The sequence below is a fragment of the Agarivorans sp. DSG3-1 genome (assembly GCF_046774965.1).
Classification (GTDB): Bacteria; Pseudomonadota; Gammaproteobacteria; order Enterobacterales; family Celerinatantimonadaceae; genus Agarivorans.
In genome coordinates this window covers 2,490,124-2,511,225 of the sequence record NZ_CP177241.1, presented here as the reverse complement: position 1 = coordinate 2,511,225, position 21,102 = coordinate 2,490,124, and the positions used below count along the sequence as shown (strand labels likewise).

The 21,102-nt window shown below is 44.5% G+C and carries 20 protein-coding genes; 6 read left to right on the top strand and 14 right to left on the bottom strand.

The window, feature by feature from the left end:
• Positions 1 to 38: 38 nt before the first annotated feature.
• The 4 genes from ACLD71_RS11720 to ACLD71_RS11705 form a co-directional block, all read right to left on the bottom strand.
• Positions 39 to 2,972, bottom strand: coding sequence for a glycoside hydrolase family 9 protein (locus ACLD71_RS11720; RefSeq protein WP_411990818.1), 2,934 nt, complete (start codon positions 2,970 to 2,972; stop codon positions 39 to 41).
• Between the two features lie 290 nt (positions 2,973 to 3,262).
• Positions 3,263 to 3,451 (bottom strand): hypothetical protein, encoded by a 189-nt coding sequence (locus tag ACLD71_RS11715; RefSeq protein ID WP_137671968.1) that lies wholly within the window; start codon positions 3,449 to 3,451, stop codon positions 3,263 to 3,265.
• Positions 3,452 to 3,704: 253 nt separating this feature from the next.
• The gene (locus ACLD71_RS11710) at positions 3,705 to 4,670 is read right to left on the bottom strand and encodes a sensor domain-containing diguanylate cyclase (RefSeq protein ID WP_137671969.1); all 966 of its coding nucleotides are present in this window, start codon (positions 4,668 to 4,670) and stop codon (positions 3,705 to 3,707) included.
• A 264-nt stretch (positions 4,671 to 4,934) separates the two neighbouring features.
• Positions 4,935 to 5,153, bottom strand: a complete 219-nt coding sequence (locus tag ACLD71_RS11705; RefSeq protein ID WP_303549587.1) for a hypothetical protein — start codon at positions 5,151 to 5,153, stop codon at positions 4,935 to 4,937.
• A gap of 244 nt (positions 5,154 to 5,397) precedes the next feature.
• On the opposite strand from ACLD71_RS11705, the gene ACLD71_RS11700 reads away from it, so the two are divergent.
• Positions 5,398 to 5,673, top strand: coding sequence for a nitrogen fixation protein NifW (locus tag ACLD71_RS11700; RefSeq protein WP_411990817.1), 276 nt, complete (start codon positions 5,398 to 5,400; stop codon positions 5,671 to 5,673).
• Positions 5,674 to 5,694: 21 nt separating this feature from the next.
• Here the strand turns inward: ACLD71_RS11700 and ACLD71_RS11695 are convergent, their stop codons facing one another.
• Genes ACLD71_RS11695 through ACLD71_RS11685 form a run of 3 tightly spaced genes read right to left on the bottom strand, consistent with a single transcriptional unit; the run spans position 5,695 to position 7,129 of the window.
• On the bottom strand, positions 5,695 to 5,844 hold the full coding sequence (locus tag ACLD71_RS11695; RefSeq protein WP_154675869.1) for a hypothetical protein: 150 nt from the start codon (positions 5,842 to 5,844) through the stop codon (positions 5,695 to 5,697).
• A complete protein-coding gene (locus tag ACLD71_RS11690; protein ID WP_137671972.1) occupies positions 5,841 to 6,110 on the bottom strand; it encodes a hypothetical protein in 270 nt (89 codons plus the stop codon). The genes ACLD71_RS11695 and ACLD71_RS11690 overlap by 4 nt, the downstream gene beginning before the upstream one ends.
• The gene (locus ACLD71_RS11685) at positions 6,107 to 7,129 is read right to left on the bottom strand and encodes a pentapeptide repeat-containing protein (RefSeq protein WP_303549581.1); all 1,023 of its coding nucleotides are present in this window, start codon (positions 7,127 to 7,129) and stop codon (positions 6,107 to 6,109) included. Before ACLD71_RS11685 ends, ACLD71_RS11690 begins: the two co-directional genes overlap by 4 nt.
• A 302-nt stretch (positions 7,130 to 7,431) precedes the next feature.
• Here ACLD71_RS11685 and malE point away from each other — a divergent pair, with 302 nt between their 5' ends.
• Complete coding sequence (malE, locus tag ACLD71_RS11680; protein WP_411990816.1) at positions 7,432 to 8,610, top strand: maltose/maltodextrin ABC transporter substrate-binding protein MalE; 1,179 nt, start codon at positions 7,432 to 7,434, stop codon at positions 8,608 to 8,610.
• 65 nt (positions 8,611 to 8,675) lie between these two features.
• On the opposite strand, the gene ACLD71_RS11675 is transcribed toward malE, so the two are convergent.
• The 4 genes from ACLD71_RS11675 to ACLD71_RS11660 all read right to left on the bottom strand — a co-directional run bounded on the left by ACLD71_RS11675 (position 8,676) and on the right by ACLD71_RS11660 (position 13,016).
• Positions 8,676 to 9,689, bottom strand: a complete 1,014-nt coding sequence (locus ACLD71_RS11675; RefSeq protein WP_411990815.1) for a M48 family metallopeptidase — start codon at positions 9,687 to 9,689, stop codon at positions 8,676 to 8,678.
• A gap of 5 nt (positions 9,690 to 9,694) precedes the next feature.
• Positions 9,695 to 10,891 carry a YjgN family protein gene (locus tag ACLD71_RS11670; RefSeq protein WP_411990814.1) on the bottom strand — a complete coding sequence of 399 codons (1,197 nt, stop codon included), beginning with the start codon at positions 10,889 to 10,891 and terminating at the stop codon, positions 9,695 to 9,697.
• Between the two features lie 264 nt (positions 10,892 to 11,155).
• Entirely contained in the window at positions 11,156 to 11,974 is an 819-nt protein-coding gene (locus tag ACLD71_RS11665) for a hypothetical protein (RefSeq protein ID WP_411990813.1), read from the bottom strand.
• 25 nt (positions 11,975 to 11,999) lie between these two features.
• Positions 12,000 to 13,016 carry a DUF2860 family protein gene (locus ACLD71_RS11660; protein WP_411990812.1) on the bottom strand — a complete coding sequence of 339 codons (1,017 nt, stop codon included), beginning with the start codon at positions 13,014 to 13,016 and terminating at the stop codon, positions 12,000 to 12,002.
• 228 nt (positions 13,017 to 13,244) lie between these two features.
• Here ACLD71_RS11660 and ACLD71_RS11655 point away from each other — a divergent pair, with 228 nt between their 5' ends.
• The 4 genes from ACLD71_RS11655 to ACLD71_RS11640 all read left to right on the top strand — a co-directional run bounded on the left by ACLD71_RS11655 (position 13,245) and on the right by ACLD71_RS11640 (position 16,458).
• Entirely contained in the window at positions 13,245 to 14,018 is a 774-nt protein-coding gene (locus tag ACLD71_RS11655) for a response regulator (RefSeq protein WP_411990810.1), read from the top strand.
• Between the two features lie 15 nt (positions 14,019 to 14,033).
• Complete coding sequence (locus tag ACLD71_RS11650; protein WP_411990809.1) at positions 14,034 to 15,356, top strand: sensor histidine kinase; 1,323 nt, start codon at positions 14,034 to 14,036, stop codon at positions 15,354 to 15,356.
• A gap of 77 nt (positions 15,357 to 15,433) precedes the next feature.
• A complete protein-coding gene (locus tag ACLD71_RS11645) occupies positions 15,434 to 16,057 on the top strand; it encodes a PolC-type DNA polymerase III (RefSeq protein ID WP_411990807.1) in 624 nt (207 codons plus the stop codon).
• Between the two features lie 110 nt (positions 16,058 to 16,167).
• Positions 16,168 to 16,458, top strand: coding sequence for an RNA recognition motif domain-containing protein (locus tag ACLD71_RS11640; protein WP_411990805.1), 291 nt, complete (start codon positions 16,168 to 16,170; stop codon positions 16,456 to 16,458).
• A gap of 29 nt (positions 16,459 to 16,487) precedes the next feature.
• On the opposite strand, the gene ACLD71_RS11635 is transcribed toward ACLD71_RS11640, so the two are convergent.
• The 3 genes from ACLD71_RS11635 to ACLD71_RS11625 are packed head-to-tail and all read right to left on the bottom strand — an operon-like array spanning position 16,488 to position 20,940.
• Positions 16,488 to 16,775: a hypothetical protein gene (locus ACLD71_RS11635; RefSeq protein ID WP_411990804.1), complete on the bottom strand. Its 288-nt coding sequence runs from the start codon at positions 16,773 to 16,775 to the stop codon at positions 16,488 to 16,490.
• Positions 16,776 to 16,783: 8 nt separating this feature from the next.
• Complete coding sequence (locus ACLD71_RS11630) at positions 16,784 to 19,909, bottom strand: efflux RND transporter permease subunit (RefSeq protein WP_411990803.1); 3,126 nt, start codon at positions 19,907 to 19,909, stop codon at positions 16,784 to 16,786.
• Entirely contained in the window at positions 19,909 to 20,940 is a 1,032-nt protein-coding gene (locus tag ACLD71_RS11625) for an efflux RND transporter periplasmic adaptor subunit (protein ID WP_411990802.1), read from the bottom strand. Before ACLD71_RS11625 ends, ACLD71_RS11630 begins: the two co-directional genes overlap by 1 nt.
• Positions 20,941 to 21,102 lie beyond the last annotated feature (162 nt).

The window sequence follows — 21,102 nt, the reverse complement described above, 5'->3', positions numbered from 1 at the left end:
AAAAAAGCGGCCGAAGCCGCTTTAAATGGAGTTAAGTATTAAGGTAAAACCACACAAGTTGGTGCTACAAAGTTGCCTGAATGCTCGCCTTGTAAGCCAAACGAAGCACTAGCACTCGGCGCTAGTTGCCCGTTATGAACCACATTGCTAGCACTAATACCTAAGCCATCACTGGCGAGATTTAGCTCTGCATTCCAGCCATTGGCCAAAGATACTGCTTCGCTGAATGCTAGGTTAACTTTCCAACCGGTTACCGCTTCAGTGCCACCATTCGTCACCGTGATAGCGTTGATAACAAAACCGGTAGACCATGAGTCAGCTTTACCAACTTCACAAGTAAGGTCTCCAACAGGAGTCACCGCACCTTGCTTAACCACCAAGCTTAAACTGGCTTCGGCACTTATTTCTGTACCTTGTTCATCAGTGGCAATCACCACGATGGCAACCGTGCCTTCGGTATCCGGCATGGTTAAGGTCACTGCTCCGCTACCGACACGACTAGTGGCAAGCGCGCCATCTAAGTACACATTGGCTCCATGAGCATTTGCAACATCGAGCTGCAAGTTCACATCGCTTGATGGGCTCACTTCAGTGCCATTGGTTGGCGAACTAATGGTTACTGCGGGAATGATCGGTGCTGCTACATCTACGGTTACCGTAGCCGCTTGCGATACTGCTGCTTGATCGTCACTGGCGGTAAAGCTAAAGCTGTCACTACCAAAGTAACCAGCAGTAGGCACGTAACTGGCAACATCACCGCTTAAGGTGACAGAGCCATGTGCTGGCTGGCTAGCAATGGCATAGCTGGCAATAGTGCCATCGCTATCAGTTGCGGCAAGAGTAATTGAAGCAGGGGTATCAAACGGTGTAGCCACTGTTTGACTTTGCGCGATTGGCGCACAATTTATACCGGTCGCTCCGCCACACGCAGCACTAGGTTCCGCTCCCCATACCAATAAACCTGCGTCGTACATGGCAATTTTAGGTGCAAGTTCATGCGCATTACTGTAGCTATCCCAAGAAGGGTCGTTAGCGTTATCCCAATCAGGATTGTTGGTACTGGTTGGCAATGCCAAACGGAACTGCACTTCTTTTTTCGAAGGAGACTGGCCGCCAGGGTAAATATCTACACCATCAAAACTAATCTCGGCGTAGTAAATGTTATCGCCTTCATTACCCCATGGGTGTAAACCACTAAAGCCAGAACCTTGTGAATATGCCGTGCTTACTGTTACGTCATTTGCGGTATAACCTGCAGCAACGACTTCAGTTAAATCTACCCAGTAACGTAGGCTAAGCTTATCGGTAACACGTGATGGCCAAGCAGTATGGTTATGCACACGCGCACTAATCTCTATATGGCGCGGCCCTTCGGAGTTAACTTTGGCGTCTATGTAGAGTTCGGTATCGCGTACTTCTTTAGGCGGGAAATCCTCTTCAGCAATCGGTGCACCACCATGATCTAACCACAAGCGGGCCAAGGCTGAAGTAAAGCCAGCGTTGTAATCGGTGGCCACTTCATTTTTGTAGTAATCACCGCGATCGTCTGCGTATGAATCATCTTTACCTGGCCCACCCACTAGTGCGCCAATCAGTAAGTGACGATTCTCAACGGGATGGCTGGATAAACTGTCTGCCCAAGCACCATGTGCGGTACGGTGATGCGGCTTAGTCGGGTGGTAAGAACCATAGCCAATTTGATAAGAAATGTTGAGTGGGTTATCCCCTAAAATGTAATCTAGCTGACTTTTCGCAAAATCGTAGTAAGTAGCAGCCTTGGTTGGTGCCAATGCATTCGCTTTAAGAAAATCAGAATAGATAAGCGCTAAGAATGAAGTATTAGAGGTGTAACGGGCTGCGCCCCATACATCTAAAAAGGCTAAGCCGCCTGGTGTGTAGGCAATTTTCTCGCCATTAAAGCCAGTGGTCCAGTAATCTAACCAGCGCTCGGCATCATCTTGATAGACTTGCTCACCAGTAAGTTTGGCCAACAATACATAAGAGCCATAAGATTTATCATCCCAAGCTTGGCCCCATTTGTAGGCACGGTACTCCGTTTGACCTTCGTTACCGAGGTTAGGGTATTCAAGCTTAGCTTTATCCAAATACGCAACATCATTAGTGGCGCGGTATAACCAAATTGCCCCCCACACTAACTCATCTTGATAGCCACTCCAGGAGTTGTAAAAGGCTTTAGCGTCGGTAATGGCATCTGAATATTTGCCGCGATAATTGTCAGCAAAACTATAAAGCTGCTTAGCGTGATCTAACAACGTGGCCGAATATACTGGGTCACTTTCTGCAAATACCATTGAAATGGCGGCCAGCGCTGCAGCGGTTTCACCGGCTAAATCAGAACCAGGATTGGCTGCATCAATTTTGTAAGAAGGACGCTCCATTTGCATCACTTCTGCAGATCCCCACCAAGCATGGTCGATGCTACCACCGCCCACTTGGCCATATAATTCATTAGGTGCGGTATGCGCTTTTAGAAAATAATCGGCCACAAAGCGCAGATTATTTTTAATATGTTCAAGCTGATTAGTTTGAGAATAGGCTTCTGGATATTCAATAACCCCCCACGCCAACATGGTCGCAGTAGAGGCCATTGGGAAGCCAAATTTAACGTGGTCACCGGCGTCATACCAACCACCAGTGAGATCTACATTGTTATCGCTACCATCATTTAAGGCTGAATCGCCGCGCCATTCGGTACGGTTCCAATCAGGAATGACACCCGATTGCTGAGCTTCGTAAAAGTAGATGGATTTTTGCAAGGCTTCACCATAATTGGCCGCTTGCGCCGACATTGCACTCGTTACTATCGCCGTGGCGAGAAGTGTTTTCCTTAACATCATGTCTTGTCTCTCTTTGTTTGCAAAATTAGCTATTTTCTTCCTCGCCATCTTTGTGGCGGTAGAAAGTACACTGGCGTATTTACCAATTACAAACAGAGAACTTGACCATGCCATGCTAACTCGTGGCGGTTCTCATTAGGCCATACACCTTTTTGGTAAACCTTCTATTGAGGTTTGACTCATTTAAGAAACTAGCAAGCCCGTTTAAGTTCTCAAGGCGATTATTGACAAACTTGAAACCAATCAAGAAAAATATTTTAATGATGAAACTAACAGGAAACTTTGAGAGCGTTTTCATAAGAAAAACTGCTCAAGGTCGCTAATAGGATCTGCTAAGACCAGCGACCTTTTACCGATAAAATAGCTAATTGTGCTTGAAAGTGAGGCTTTCAAGCATAATCAAATCAGGCACTTAAAGCCTCGATAGAGGCTGTATCACGATACTTGAGGCGTTTATACACCAATACCGACACCATGGTGAGATTGGCGGCTAACACTAGAGAAGTAGTAACAGATAACAGTGGGTCACCCACTACAAACACCGTATAAGTCCATGCAAGTACGGCATTACACTGGAACATAATCCAGCTCATAAATGAGATATCTTTTGCCGGTCCTTTGATTCGCATTAAGCGGATAATCTGCGGGCTGAAAGACAAAATAGAAATAAGCCAACTGAAGGGATATAAAAATTGTATAAACTGTTCCAAGTAGTTCTCCGATAGCCAAAACGCGCCATCCGAGGCGAACAGTCATACCTTTAGTGCAGGCGAAAAAGTAAGCAAGTTAAAATCTGCGGCGATGATACACCAGCCTTGTGTACCGGTCAAAACTTAAACAGCTATTTTAAGGTGTTTTATGCTGATACATATCTTGATCGGCTAAAGCAAGTATGTTTTCTACTTCCATGGTTAAATCTACGTCAGCGTAACCAATGGTCACGGTGTACAAAGGCAGGTCTGATTCCGAATATTGGGCAAACTGCTCGGTAAAGCGAGTGGCTATCGCCTCAAAATCAGAATCTTGCTCAATCAAGACTAATGCAACAAACTCATCGCCGCCCATTCGGCCAATAACGTCGGAGCTGCGCACGCAATGGCGCATTGCTTTAGCCACATCAATTAACACATTGTCTCCAACTGCATGGCCATGGGTATCATTAATTTGCTTGAACTTATCAATATCTAAGTAAAATACACCTAAGCGTGACCCCATTCGTTTGGCCAAACGGATCCTTTGCTGAGCTAACGAGCTGAAACCTCTACGATTATTTAATTCTGTAAGAGGATCGGTTACTGCCAGCTTTTGCATTTGTAAGTACAATTCAAGCAAGGACAAGTCCGCTTCTAGGATATCTCTTAACTGCTCTATCAGCTCAAAGTAAGTATCGTCGTAATTGGTCTCACGGTAATCTAATACACAAAAGGTACCAAAGGCTTTCCCGTTAGGCCAAAACACTGGAACACCGAGATAAGACCGAAAGCCATCCTTATGCACTTCAGGGTTTGAGTCCCAACAGGGGTCTATTGTAGCGTTAGCAACATAAAGGCTTTGGCGAGTTTCAACTATTTTGCGGCAAAAAATATTCGCTTCTGGCTCTACTACCATACCCGCGCTGTAAGGGTTACTTTGCTGCTCACTGGCAATAGCGACTTGGTAACCCGAAGAAGTATGTTGAACTAAAAACCCTGCTGGAGCGTCAAACAATTTGGCTAGCAGGTTTACCGTGCGCTGCCACTTAGTAAGTGAAATGAGATCGTTGGGGCTATCTAGAATCCATTGTTCAGGATCAATTGCAGGTTTTAGTGGCATCTGCACCTCCATGCTAGACTTTATGTCTTCAAGCCTTACTCACAGCCATCATACAAATTCTAAGAAAGAAGTACTTGTAGCGCTCGTTATCAATTGCCGCTATTAAATGCATACTAAGATTTTAAGTGGCAACATTTATTTACTTAACCTCACCTCACTAACGTTAATCGGCTAACCCTATCGAGCAAAATAGACTTAGCTTTATAGCTCGCTAGTATTTTAAAAGCCAACAGAAATCAGCTTAAACCTAAAGCTTAGACAAACTTAATGGCCACCACCGCAACTCATGTTTTGCCACATATAAAGCTGCTCTGCGGTTAAACCGGAATTTTTAGTCGAATCTGAAGACTGCTGAATAGACGCCAGTAAATCGTCATCTGTAGCGCCAGCTTGTTCTATGTTTGTTGGTGCAGAACTAACGATAGGTTGATTGGAACAAGCGGCTAAATAAACAGCCGCAAATAATACCGATATGGTTTTCATCACTAACACCTCAAAATGCAACATAATGATAACAATTTAGTATTATTTACGTTAAATGTCACTCGGTAACTGAGTTAAAGCCCGCAGGATGAAGACGCGTATACAAACACGCCCCATACCGAATAGGCATCAATCCACGACTCTACCGCTTAACAGCATCAAAAATTGGCACCTTGGCTATGTTATATCAATATGTGAGCTACAAAGCTTTGCTAGCCTTTGATTAACGTTCAAGAGGCGATTTATGAGTAAAACAGACATACATGCGGTGATACAAAACTTTACCTGTATGGAAGAAGCGCTGCGCTATTTTGAGATTGATTTTGATAATGGCTTTATCGACGAATATCGAGAACTTCTCACTAAACGCTTTGGTGGTAATTTGATCATAAGCAAAGCCAATGATTGGTTCTCTGCGCGTCGCGCATTAAAAAATGCCTACTGCAAAACCCAACGAGAACGTTTAGACAAACACACTCGCTCGGCCTGCCGAGGTTGTACGTCTTGCGAGCGACGCTAAAAATAGTCCTAACTACCCTTTTTATTGCCCCACCCAAGAACCATTTACGCATTTATAGCTACCAATGGTCGCCCCTTCCGGGTAAACATTGCCGCCATGCACGCAATCGGCAATGCTTGGCAAACTAAGAGCAAGCCCAATAATAGCCACTAACATCGGTAATTTTTTCATTGCTCTGCTCCTAAAGCATGCTGCTCACTGTTGTCTGTTTGTGGTGTTAATGATGCGCTTACATGGATGCCATTTCGGCTTACCAAATCACCCTCACCATTAGGCGTAGTTGTACTTCGGCTGGCTTTATCCGCCGATGTAAAACTTCCATTTAGGCAAACTAAATTACCTAATTTCGCACCTTCATCGTAAATATCTCCCTGTAAGGTACAGTTAGCATTTACCGATACACTGAAAGGCAAAAGACAAATCAACCATTTGTTCATTTTTCGCACCATCGTTTAAGTTTTGCTTCCCACGCTTTTTTCCAACTGTGCTCTAGCGCTACCTTTTTAGCCTGCTCTCTATAATCTTTTCTGCGTTGTACTAAATCCGCTTTCGCCACAGAGTCGAGCACGAGTAAATGTTCTAAATCGACTAATCGCTTAAACTGTTCCGTATCCTTTTGGCTCATGTATTGCCGCAAATCATCATCGATTACCGAACCATAAAGCGTATTCGTTTTAAATAGCATTTCAGACAATTGACCTAACTCAACTTGCCTCTGCGCCTTTAACTCATTCACAGTTAAAGACTCAGCTTGTGAGTTAGATTTATTGATACGTAAACCGCTTAGATTAGAAAATATAAAACTTGATCGTGAAAAGGTATCAGCACGCTCGTCTTTAGTACCAGACAACTCAATAGATACATCTTTGAAGTTACCCCAATACGCTCGCGCGCCATGAAACAGACTTTGACTAAAGTTAACGTTTCGAAAATTCACGTAACTAGACTCTGGCATATCAAACGCCACTTTAGCCAAATAGCTGTTTTCCAGATTGACGCAATACAACGTGGTTGTTTGAAAAGTAATGTCTTTAAGCTGTACTCCACTTAAATCTTTACCCGCCAACGAAAGCGACTTTTTACTCACAAAGCTGCGTGTAGTGTCGAACAAATACGCTAGCTCGTTACTTGCTAAAAACTGAATAACTTGGGCAACCAAAGAAGGGTAATTTAAACTTTCAAACAGCAGTTGAGAGCGAGAGACTATAAAACGTTCTAAGCGCGCCTCATCAGTATTAGATAAAACAATGGCATCACTCACAGCCGATACAAAATAAGCAACATTCGCCACCTGCGCAGCACGCTTTTGTTCATCTAGTTGTCTAGTGAAATTGTCAGCTGAACTCTTAAGCGATACGTACGCTAAAACAACCGCAATGATAGTGGCAGCAGAACTCAATACACCATGGTGTGATGATACCCAATCCCATGCTTTCTTAAGCCAGATAATTAACATTGCACTGCCACGCTGTTGCCCACGCTAGTGATAAATCAATCTAATGACTTAATGCATAACGAGTACCTAAAATGACAAACATAATAAAATCAAGATGTTCAATATTTAAGCAAAAGCGCTTGTGTGAAAAATGTAAAGAAAAGCGACATTTTTAAGCGAAATACAAGTGATTACGTTTTGTATCTCATTTATTAAAAACGCCTGAGATTGATTGTGATAAACCTCAATTGCCCAAAGTCGCTTGCTTGCAAAGCACTGTCATTTTCTCAATGCTACATTCGCAAGTAATAGGGAATTAAAAAATGATAACTAGAATAAGCAGCCTCGCGGCCACGTTATTAGTGCTGGGTATAGCCTGCGCAAAGGCCGATCAAGTCGATGCGCCTAGCATTACCATATGGACAGGTAAAAGCCATGCTCAAATGCAACAAATTGCGCAGGATTTCACCACCGATACAGGGGTAAGCGTTGAAGTAAAGCGCCCCGTTGATATAACCGGAAATTTTGAAATACAAGCCCGAAATGGCGAAGGTCCAGATGTTATTTTTTGGCCACATGACCGAATAGGTGATTGGGCTAAAGCAGGATTAATCAGTGAATTAAAACCCAGTGAGTCACTAAAAGCTTCTGCGGTAGATTACGCCTGGGATGCTGTGAGCGTAGAAGGGAAAATCTACGGTTACCCAATTGGAATAGAAGCCATTAGCCTTATTTATAACAAGGCTTTAATTAGCCAAGTACCGACTTCTTTTGAAGAGATTTTTCAATTAGATCAACAATTACAAGAGCAACATAAAGCCAAGGCCATTTTGTGGGACTACAACAATACCTACTACACTTGGCCGTTGTTAGCGGCCGACGGCGCTTACGTTTTCGCTAAACAAAACCAGCGTTATAACGTTAAAGATACTGGAGTAAACCACCCTAGCGCCATGTATGCCGCAAACTTGCTAAAACGGATGCTTGATGAGCAAGTGATGCCCCGCAACGCCGATTATTCAATTATGGATGTACAGTTTATTAAAGGCGAAGTGGCCATGGTGATAAATGGCCCGTGGTATTGGGATGAGCTTAACAGTGTAGGGATGGATTTTGGGGTTGCTCCACTCCCTAGCGTGAATGGCAAGCCGGCAAAAGCCTTTGTTGGCATTTGGAGCGCAGTGGTCAATAGCGCCACTAAACATCCAGCCCTAGTGGACGAGTTTTTAAACTATTACCTAATGACGGTAGAAAACCAACGTTTGCTATTCAGCAGTGGCGACATTGGCGCAATGGCTAACCTCGAACTAGAAAAAGAACTCGCAAACGACCCAAAAGTTCAAGCTGTATACGCAAGTGCAGCACAAGGTGAACCCATGCCAAACGCTGCCGCCATGGGCAAATTTTGGGCTGCAATGGCGACCACACTAACTAACATCACCACCGGAAGGCAACCAGTAGAAAAAGCGCTTAATGCTGCCGCTAAGCGAATTACACGTTAATAACAAAAAAGCCGAAGAATAACTTCGGCTTTCCGTCTTCTTAATTTAACTCTATCAAGTAACTTTTAATCAATAGAGGCTGAGCACTGCATTAGCTGCTCTAACCGCTCTTCATCTCCTGGATGGCTACTTATCCAAGAGGGAATATCTGCTTCGGCATACTCAAAAAGATGTTGGTAGCCACTTAACAAGTGCTGCTCAGATAAACCCAGTTTTTGGCTCCATTGGCAGGCAAAGAGATCTGCACTTGCTTCTGCTTCTCTGGAGTATCCCATACTTAGTCCTAACACTGCTGCGCTCACCAAGCCATCCACCAGCAAGCTGCTGTCACCTACCAGTAAAACCACAGCGGTACTAACAAGTGCCGAACGCACTAACCCTGCCATTACATCGTTATGTGCAACATGAGCGAGTTCGTGCAGTAATATGCCATTCAACTGTTCAGGTTGTTGCATCAATTCGACCAATTTATCGGTCACTATGATAGAGCTATTCGCCAACGCAAAAGCGTTAGCTTGGTCGGACAGTTTGTAGAACAGCAATTGCGGGCTTGGGTGTAAGTCGTCAATACCACTAACCAACTGCTGGAAATTACCCTGAATAAGCTGCTGAGTTTCTGTGTCAATCTCGGTGGATTCAAAGCCTACAGATTCAAGCTGCTCTAACGTTCGTTCTTCGAGCTCCACCGCAACCACATCAGGAATGTGTTTTGCTAAAAACTGAGACAAGCGAGGCAAGCCTTGCTCTATGCTCACGTATACCACCATGGCACTGACCAAAATGGCCACAGCAATAACCAAAAAGTTTTTCTCAAAGCTTTTAAGCAGCGATGATTGGCCGTGCTTGTCTAACCAAGCATTTAATTCCAATGGCTGATCCGCAACAAAGCGATCACCGTTACTGAAACTAATAGCTCGCGGCTGGTTGCCTATCGCGGCTGAAATATCCAGATCATCAAACCTAGCGCGAGTCGCCCCCTGTTCATCACTCAGTTCTAACCAGCCCTCGTCAGAGCAGTGCAAACGCGCTGCTCTAGACAAAGAGCCATTGGCTACAAATACTTTGCCCTTAAAATTCATATGGCTTAAATAACACCCACCTCAATACTAAAGGCGTCGGCCACTTCATCAGAAATAGCCGTAGTACTATCACTCACTTGGTTTTGGTTAGCCACCGTGTCAATTTCGCCCATTACCGCAGTGGCATCGGCCATAAAATTAGCCATACGGACTTTAGCCAACGGAATAGCTAAACCGAGAGAAAAAACAGTGAGCAGCATATTGCTTAACATCACCCCTAAAAAAGCCATTGGTTTAACGTTTGAATCCATATATAGCTTGCTTTCTAAATCAGTTTGGCCGAATTGATAGTTTCTTATGCATGCTTGTAAATAAGCAGTAACAAACCAACCAAGTAAGAAAAAGCTCAAATATATAACGCCAATAACACCAAAGATTAATCCTTTAGCAGCAAAGTCTTGCAAGCCACCCTCACCTATATTGGCAAACATCATGGCTATTTGGCCTAGGTCAGTACTAAAGGCAACAAATGCAATCACAGCAAGTATTAGCATTAAGCCAATAAATCCGCCTAACCCCATAGCGGCTACTTTTAAGAATATTTTGAATACTGCGCGCGAGTCGATGTCGGCAGCAAACTGTAAGTTACCCCAGCGGTAATTGTTTAGAATGTAAGTGCTCATTTGAGTAGCAATCATTGCATTTACATAGGTAATGCCTAAACCAAACAACACCACACTAATAATGCCGCCCAATACGCTAGAGATAAGTGTAAATACGTAACTTACGACAACTAAAATTAAGATAAAACTCAGCATGTAAACAAACGGCAATACTAAAAACGTTTTGTAAGCCTCACCGTAAGAGCCGGCAAAATCAAAGCGCACATTACGATAACGAGTGACTCTAGAGTCAAAGCGCAAGTTTTTAACCATTAATACCGGCATTAGGGCGACAAACGCCAAGCCCAGTATTGCGCTAGCTGCTTCGCTCACGGCCGGCAACGCTACCCAAGCAATGACACATACCAGTGCAATAACTCGACCAATAAGAATCTGTAAAGGCTTAGCCAAATACTCGAAGTTTTCTCCGGCTAGCTCGGTGTTGCCATAAAAATACTGTTTGTTACGAACCTTAGCCCAGGCGGAATATATGCCTAGAGTAAGAATGGTGAGAAGTACATTTACAATCCAAATACCAAAGAACTCTCCGGCTCTTCCATTAAAGCTAAAAGGATTATTTTGCGGTTTATAGTCTTCCATGTTAACGCTTCCTAATTTGTGCTAATTAATTGATATTACTAATGTGTTATTATTTTTTGGCTATAATAACCAAATAATTATTAGTTTTGTTAGTAAAAGTTAAAATATTGCGTTAATTCAGGAAGAAAGTGATGCGATAGCGCTTTCAATCACGCTTTTAGAAATGATAAAAACAAAAAGAATAACGATAGCAAAGTGCTAGCATCATTCTTTTTATAAATAAAATGTATTTTGTTAATTAAAGTCGTCACTCATTAAGTGGGTCTAAAACAAATACTGCTGCATATTCACTTTAAAACTGTCGCCGTCATCAACCCCTGACTGCTCAACGATAAACGCCCCCAACTTATCTTTACTCACCCAAATTTCAGTATTCGAGGTATTATTCGCTAACTCAAAACCATGGCTAACATATACTCGCTTAGCGGCACTTAAGGGTTTTTCACCTAAGTATTTAACCTGGTATGAGATGATATCGAATTCATCTAAATCCAGTACTTTCAGGGTATGAGTATTTTTGTGGTCAATGGATGTAACTAAGTGATCTGCTAAACTGGCGGAATCAGTATCAAAATCAATTTGCTGAACAATCGCATCAGGTGCATCAGAAAAAGCACTTAATGCTAATGGGATCCCACTATCAGCCCCTTTTCGGTCAATAGACTTCGCTAGCTGTTTTACCCTAGCGGGGTTCTGCTCAGCCTTGTGCTCTACGGCATTAATGTGTAAACCTTGTTCAAGCCTATCACTACCAAAAATCAGGTATTGCGCCTCCTCATCGCTGACCTTATAGGCGAAGTGCTTTAGCTTTCCGCCTTCCAACATTACTTTACCGTTTCGTTGATACTGCTCGTTAAACCATAAAAAGCTAAAATCGAGATTCACTTGCTCTTGAATAGTCATCGCGGTTGGCTGCGAATCGTTAACCATTCGTGTAAGTTGATAACTACCAACCACATCCCCCTCCACTTCTATTTGGTAAATTACCGTTCTAGATTGATGCGCTGCTAAAGCAACGTTAGCCACAAACATGCTCGATAACGCCAACAGCACCACTACTCTTATGCTCATAGACACCGACATAGCAAACCTCCTTAAGCCTTAAGCCCTAAAACTCGTAAGCAATACCCACTAACATGCCCAAAGACTTACTCTCGTAAAACGAAATGTTACTACTGCCTTTCTCGTAAGACGCCATCACATACAGCGAGCTATTATCAAAATCAAAGGGGCGCATATAGCCATAAATGGCATTTATACCTACATCATCATCATCTTGAGTCTGACTAAAAATCGGGTTCCGCCCTTTATAATCGCGCTTGTCGTAATTCATAAACAAGCTGGTAAAGTGGCGCTCAGCAAATGAATAAGTGGCTTCCAGGCCAACACCATAGCTATCAAAGGCCATCGCATCACCGTCAGTATCTGCTTTGGTGTAGGTCAATTGTGGGGTAATCATTAACCCGCCTTCGTCATAAACCATGACCTCAGCCGCCAATCGGTGATACGAACCGTCACGCTGCATTAACTGTTGTTCAGCGGCATCTAAACCAAAGGCCACGCCACTGCGTTCGTTTTCAATATCCGCTTTAGCAAAGCCATAACGTAAAGTAACTGGCGTATCAAAAATATAGCGCCAAGCCATTCTAAAGCCGCTGCTATCGGCATCGGTTTTTTGACGTGCTGAGCCAGTTAAGTAAGGATCTTGCCAAGTTTCACTAAAACCGGGAATACGCGGAAAGTAGGCTAACTCAAGCTCTGAGTACTCACCCACCATTTGGGTTATGCCTAGCTCAATTTGGTCTTGACCTCGAACAATGTTTTCATCTTGTTGGCCTAAGAAAATCTGAGTTTTACGGTTGGCAAAAGTGTAATTAAGCTCACCTAATACGGCTGGGCCTACACCAGAGCTTTTATTCCCTGAGTTGTTTAAATCTGCGGTAGTGGCGTTGTCATCATCGGTATCAAACTGCGATTGCTGTTGGCCTACGGTAGCGCCTAATAGCAGTTCGAAGCCAAACCCTGCTTCATCATCAATGTAACCCGTCGCATTTGCATGGCTAACTGCGCCTAATAAAGTAGTAATAGCGGCAGCTATTGAAACGGCCTGTTGAGATTTTTTCATCCTGTTCCCTGTCCTATATAACGCTAGCGAAAGCGATTAGTGCTCATCGCTCAATCAGTTGTTGAGAAGATTGTAAAATGCGACAAATTCTCAATCAGTCAGTCTTTCGTCAGGGATAGTCAATCTTTCGCAGAATCCTTAACCAGAACGTGAGGTAAAATTTACAATTAAATGATATTTGTCGTATTTTTGTAAGAGGTAATTGCATCGTCTTAGGCGCTCTCTAAAATGAGCCAGCTAGGGGAGTTGTCTATGCAGGGAAACAAATTGAGCCAAGAACATAAAAGAATCGTATTAATCGAGGATGATTCACGTCAACAACAGTTGGTGGCAACATTTTTGCGTAGTGAAGGTTTTGAAGTTATTTCTAGTGAGCGTGGAGACCAAGCACCCGCGCTTATCGCTAAACATTCCCCAGATGCCGTATTGTTAGATTTAATGCTACCAGGTATGGATGGCATTCAAGTATGCCAAGTAGTGCGTGACTTTTATTCCGGCCCTATTCTTATGGTTACCGCCCAAGGCGATGATGTAACCGAAGTGTCGGCGTTGAATTTGGGCGTGGATGACTTTTTGAGTAAACCATTGCGTCCGCATGTTTTGCTTGCGCGCTTACGCTCGGCGCTGCGCCGCAGTGATCGCACTTCAGCATTAGACAATCAGAACACCAATCAAGCTGAACAGCCGCGTAATGCTCACCGAATTATTTGCCAAGACTTAGATGCAGACAAAACCCAACGCCGTATTTGGTTAGGCGAACAATTATTAGAGCTTACTGACGCAGAGTTTGATTTGCTTTACTTCTTAATGGACAACGCTGGCCATGTATTACCTCGCGACGTATTGTTTAAAGAAATGCGAGGGATTGACTACGATGGATTAGATCGCTCACTCGATATGCGTGTATCCACTATTCGTAAAAAGCTTAACGACAATACCCCGCCCTACCGCTACATTAAGTCGGTACGTGGTAAAGGCTATTTATTTGTTAAAGCCGCTTAGGTCAGCAACGCAACCATGATTACGCTATTTCTACGATTATTCCTGTCGTCGGTGTTTGCTATTGTGGCGGCCACTTTTATTTATGGAGTCATCATTGAAGAGCGTGTTCAACAAATTGAGCGAGACCAAATAGGCACAATAACCCTACCAATATATTACTTGTTAGAACGCGACTTATTACACGCCGAAAACCCAGATGTAGAAGCAGTACTCACTCGCTACCAAGAAGAATTCCCCTTCTTTATTCGCATTTATCCCATCACTGAAATGGACGCCGAAAACCGGTTACATGTTATGCGGCATGGCCAACATATTGCCGTACACTCTAACTTTTTGGATGATGACGACATCACCCTTTTTTACCAATGGCCAAATCAACAAGTGTTGGAGCTAGATCTCGATGAAGAGTTTATTGACCACGGCGATTGGCTATTCTGGTATATGGTTGCTCTTATTGGAGGGTGTTTAGCCGCAACGGTAATGTGGTTCTCGTTCTCGATTACTCGCCATACCTACCGCCTTGCTAAGGTCACAAAATCTTTGGGTGAAGGTAACTTTGATGTAAGCGCAAACGAAAAAGCCCCTTCGCCAATCAACCACATGGCCCGCAGCCTAAATGCGATGGCCTATAAACTTAAAACGCTAATTCAAGAACAAGACGCCATGACAATGGCCGCCTCACACGAGCTAAAGACGCCAATAAACAACCTGCGTTTTGCGTTAGACATGACCCGTTCAATTACCGATATGCAAACCATGCATGAGCACATTCAAGAAATGGATGAAGATTTGGACAGCTTGGAAGATCTTACTCACGAGCTAATTACCTTTTCTCAGCTCACTAAGGCTACCGGTATTCATCCCGAATCACTCAATCCCTACCCGCTGCTTTACAATATGTGTGAGCGTTTATCTAAACTAAGTCCTAACTTAAAACTACAAATCGAATGTCCAGTGGGTTTATCGCTAATGGCCGATGAAAAACTGCTGCGCCGCGCCTTAAATAACCTGATAGTGAATGCTCAAAAATATGCTGAAAAGCTGATCCTTATTCGCGCTTACTTATCCAATAAGTCAGTATTTTTTGAAGTGCATGATGACGGTATCGGTGTGCCAGAACAGTATCGCGAATCCATATTCTTACCTTTTGCTCGAGTAGACGACAGCCGCAGCAGGCAGAGTGGCGGTCACGGTTTAGGCTTATCTATTGTAGAGCGTATTGTGGCGAACCATGGCGGCAACGCACAGGTAAGCGATAGCCCAATTGGTGGTGCATTGTTCACCTTAGAGCTACCACTGTTTCAACATCAAGATGAAAAAAGCAAAACCAATAAATAACAGTTGAACACTTGGCCTAATTGCCACACAGCGGTATTATTGGCCCCTTGATGTAATCCTTAAAAAGATCCTGACTTTTGAACCCTTCCTCCCCCGCTAATACTGTTATTGTTCTCGATTTCGAAACCACTGGCTTGTCACCGAACCAAGGTGACCGAGCGATAGAAATAGGGGCAGTACTCCTAGAAAATGGTCAAGCCACTCAGCGCTTTCAAGAATTAATGAATCCGGGGTTTAGGGTTAACTCGTTTATTGAAAACTACACTGGCATTAGTAACACCATGTTACGCGACGCCCCTCCTTGTGAAGAGGTGATGGAACGTTTCTATCAATTTGTGGGGTCTCATAACCTTGTGGCGCACAACGCCTCATTTGATCAACGTTTTTTAGAGGCCGAATTTGCCCAAATAGGCCGAAGGCTTCAAGGCCAATTTGCCTGCTCTATGTTGTTGTCACGCCGTTTATTTCCCGACGCCCCCAACCATAAACTGGGGAGTTTAGTGGCTTACAACAATATTGATAACGACGGTGTATTTCACCGAGCGTTAGCCGATTCAGAGATGACAGCCAAGCTATGGAACTGTCTGCTAGAGCAACTCGCTAATCAATACCATCTAGACCAACCAAGCTTTAGCTTAATGCAACAGATAAGCAATAAGAGTAAAGCAAATGTCGCGAGCTTTTTACGTAAAATTGCGTAACAATGAGTGATATAAAATAAAAGCTATTGAATAGCTGATTTCCGGTGGTATGCCTCAAGATGATATGGCACAATCGCCGCCCTTTTTTCTCCGCCAACAGTGGGTACACCATGAAATTATTAGTCCGCAACCTAACTCGCACCATTACCGAAACCGAGTTGTCAGCCTTATTTGAAGCCCACGGAGAAGTACAGAGTTGCGACTTAGTGATGGATCAAGAAAGTGGCAAATCAAAAGGTTTTGGCTTTGTTGAATTGGCCGACGATAGCGCCGCTCAAGCAGCGATTGACGCACTCAACGGCACTAAGCAAGCGGGTAACAAAATTCGCGTAAAAGCGGCCGACGAAAAGCCGCAAGCGCCAGCTGAAGAGCAAATATGGCCAGAGCAAGAAGGCGAATAATCTCGCGCTGTTTTAGTAGCGACTAATCGCTATTCTTCGCTACTAAAACGAACTTGTCGTTTAAGGTTATTCAACTGAATACCTTTAGCATTTAACTCTAGGTTAATTTGCTCGATAATCTTCTTCTGTTCACCCACCCGCTCCGCACTCTGCAGTGCATCTTGGTGAGCGTAAACGCACTGCACTTCTAAACTATCGGGAAAGCGCTGATAGTTCACTCGGTGACTTATCCAACTAAAATCCGCGTTATCTAGCTTAGCCGCTTCGCACACCGTTGTTAAAGCCGCCACGATATCCTTATCGCGTTTTTTATCCATTTTTCGCATTAGTTCTCACATCTGTTGTCGCGATTTGATATTGCGCTATTTCCTTGTAACTGTTGATTAAGTTGTTCGGCACGCGCTTCCGGTGAGCCACTTAAGCCCCCCAATAAATGATACAAACACGGTACCACAAACAGCGTCACAAAAGTGGCCAGTAACATGCCACTAAATATTACAATACCAATCGCAAAGCGGGTTTCCGAACCGGCGCCAGTGGCAAGCAACATAGGCACCGCCCCTAGCAAGGTGGTCATGGCCGTCATAATAATCGGCCGTAAGCGATTGGTAGACGCTTTAATAATGGCCTCTTTCACTGCCAAACCTTGGTCGCGTAATTGATTGGCAAACTCTACAATTAAAATACCGTTTTTGGTTGCCATACCAATAAGCATTAATAAACCTAACTGGCTGTATATATTAAAAGTTTCACCAGTAATAAGGATGCCGAGCAATCCTCCTAGCAGCCCCAGCGGTACGGTTAGCATGACAATGGCGGGGCTAATAAAGCTTTCAAACTGCGCCGCTAACACCAAATAACAAACCAATAAAGCCATGGCAAACAACAACCAGATTTCTCGCTGGTTATCGTAAAACTCTTTTGATTCTCCAGCGTAATCTACGGTATAGCCGCTGGGCAAAATTTCGCTAGAAGCCTGGTTCAAAAAGCTCAGTGCTTCGCCCAAGCTCACATCGTCACTTAAGTTAGCTTTAAGGTTTATCGACTTTTTCCGTTGATAATGAAACAAGCCTCGAGCCGATGCCACATCATTCGCTTCTACTAAGGTGTCTAAAGACACTAAGGCGCCACTGGCACTGCGCAGATACACCTTGCTCAAATCACTGGGCGATTGGAACTGACTTTCATCGGCTTTTAAGTAAACATCATACTCTTCGCCAAACTCTTCGAATCGGGTTTGAGCTCGTCCTCCAAGCAGTACTTCTAAGGTGCTAGCAATATCGTCGATACTAATACCCAACTCGCGGGCAGCTAAGCGATTTACCTGTAGCAGTATCTCCGGCGTAGTGGGATTGTAATCAAGCTGAACCCCGTGCATTAAGCCGCTATCGTTGGCTTCTTTCTCTAGCATTTGAGCGTATTGATAAAGGCTTTCGTAATCATCGCCCTGTAATACAAATTGCACTGGCTCGCCCATTCCACCGCCAAAGCCGGGTTGATAGGGGTAGACTTTTACGTCACTGACATCATGAGCAGCATCGCGGATCATCTCTACTACTTCAGCGGCATTTTGAGTTCGCTGGCTCCAATCTTTTAAGCGAACAATGAAAAAGCCCTGGTGGTCGGCCCAACTGCCAAAAGCAGGGGCAGAATAATTAAGGGTGTCGATAGGGCCGTCTTGATCCATCATTGGCAATAAACGCTGCTCAATTTGCGCCATGCTTTCTACCATGCGATCGTAACTGGTCGCCTCCACGCCACCAACGTATACGTTAACAACCCCTCGGTCTTCTTTAGGTGCAAAGGCCGGATTTTGCTGCTGATAAGCCCACACAAGCAAGACCATACACGCCACAACCACCAGCATAGCGCTCACTTTAAAATGCACCACTTTTTCCAACAAAGCCGCATACCTGTTCTGCAGCGCTGTCATTGCTCGGCCTACCGAGCGATTGAGCCAAGTCACCTTAGTGGGATCTTTCTCAAATAGCTTACCCGCCATTACGGGTGCAAGAGTCAGCGCCACTAAAGAAGAGAAAATCACCGCAGCCGACAGCAACACCGCAAATTCGCTAAACAAATCGCCAATTTTTCCCTGCATAAATACCAGCGGCAAAAACACCATGACCAATACAACAGTGGTAGCAATAACAGCAAAATTTAGCTCTTTTGCACCGCGAAACGCCGCAACCAAAGGCGGTGCGCCCGCGGCTCTATGGCGAATGATATTCTCCACCACCACAATCGCATCATCCACCACCAAACCAATGGCTAAAATGAGGGCCATCAGAGTCACTAAATTAATGCTGTAACCCAGCATATAAGCCACCGAGAAAGCAGCCACTAAAGATACAGGTACGGTTACCGCAGGAATAATGGTGGCGCTTAGTCGTCCCAAAAATAAATACAACACTGCCACCACTAACAAGGCACAAATCGCTAGGGTTGAATACACCTCGTTAATCGCCTGGCGGATAAAAATAGTGCTATCGTAATCAACACTTAACTCAGCGCCTTCAGGCAAGAAACGCTGCAGAGAAGCCAGTTCTTTGTTAACCGTATCAGCCACTTCCAAAGGATTAGCTTTAGACATAGCAACAATGCCCAAGCCCATGCTGTCTACGCCGTTGCTTTTAAAGGTAGTGGTGTCTTTTTTAGCGCCAATGTAGATGTGGGCGATATCATCGAGGGTAACGCTGTCGCCATTTAGGTTAGCAATTTGTAGCTCAGCAAAATCATCGGCTTGCTGATACATGCGCTCCATGCGCACCACAATATTTAGGCTGTCATTTCGAACATAACCGGCCGGCAACTGCAGGTTTTCTCGATTAAGCGCATCAATAACATCATTGGTGGTGAGCCCGCGCCCGGCCATCGCAATGGGATCTAACTCCACGTACATTACCCGCTCAACCAAACCAGAGGTATTTACCGCACTCACTCCGGGTAGTAGGCTTAAACGTTCAATCAGTATCCGTTCGGCAAAGTCACTTAACTCAACGCGGTCTTGCAAAGTAGCAGTAAGGTTTAGCCACATAAATGGCGCTTCTTCACTGTCGTTTTTACGCACCACCGGTTCATCTACATCATCAGGCAGACGATTACGCGCACGGCTTACCGCATCTCGCACATCGCTCACCGCCGCCAGCATGTCAGAGCCTTGCTTGAAGGTGATAGTAATGCCAGACCAGCCATCCCAAGACGATGACCAGATGTAATCAATACCATCAATGCCGCTAAGTTCATCTTCTATCGGGTTGGTGATTTGCGATTCGACGATGGAGGAAGCACTGCCACGATATGGCGTACCAATAGAAACGACAGGGCTTTCAATGTCGGGCATTTCGCGCACCGGCAGTTGGCTGTAGCCAACAACCCCAAATAACATCAATAATATGCTTAGTACTATCGCCGCTACCGGGCGATACATCGACAGATCTGAAATTTTCATTAGTTTAGTACGTCAACCTCAATCCCATCGTGAAGCTTCACTAATCCGCGATACACCACTTTATCGCCTGCTTCCAAACCACTCAGTACTTCCACTACATTATTGCCACGCACGCCCAACTCTAGTTCAACTTTGTCCACCTGCTGCTGGTTTACTCGGTAAGCAAAACGGCGATCACCGTCGTAGGCCACCGCTTGCAAGGGCAACAGTAAACGCTCTGGCGCGCTTAATGCTAACTCACCCGTAACCAGAGCCCCCGGTGCCAAACCCGCTTGTTTATTATCAATAGACAACTGAATGTAAACATTGAGGCTTTCGCCACGCACTCGGCTATCAATACTACTCACCGTGGCATCAAACACTTGATGTTGAAGCCCAGCTTGATGCACTTGCGCTTGTTGGCCAACGGCAACTCGCCCTAAATAGCGGGCTGCCACCGGTACATTGAGGCGTAAAGTATCAGCATTATCTAACGTCGTAAGAGTGGTGTCGGTATTCACCAATTGGCCGGGGCTTAAGTCAACCAGCCCCAGTTTGCCGCTAAAAGGCGCTCGAATAGCTCTATCTTGCAAAGCTGCCGTGGCAATCGCTAATTCAGCTTTCTGCATCGCTACTTGTGACTCATAACGATCTACTTCAGCCTGAGTAGTGGCACCTTTGGGTAACAGTTGTAGTAAGTTTTTATGTTGGCGAAGAATGTCGTCTAAACGGGCTTGTTCACGCTGTAACACCGCCTGTTGATGGCGGTTATCAAGCTGCACCAATAGCTGGCCTTTGCTAACTGCTTGGCTAGATTTAACTGCCACAGTAGCAATACGGCCATCAACCTCAGGGTTAATATTCACCGAGCTGGCGGAGAATACGTTGCCTAACAAATGCACTTGTTCGCGCAGCTGGCCTTTCTCTATAGTCACCACTTCTACGGTAACGGGTTTATTCGGAATGGCTGCCGAATCAGCAGCGTCGTTACTGTAAAACATCCATGTAGCAACAGTAATCAACGCCGCCATAATTAAAATGATGCGTCGCATTATTGCTTACCTTTACAAACTGAACACCGACTCTATCGCAAGCCAAGCTAAATGGTCTATCTTTAGTTTGTGACAGAAGTGATAAATGCGAATTTGGCAGGATTAGTTCCTAAAAAAACATAATTGGCGAGATTAACAGCCTATAAATAGCCCTTTGATACT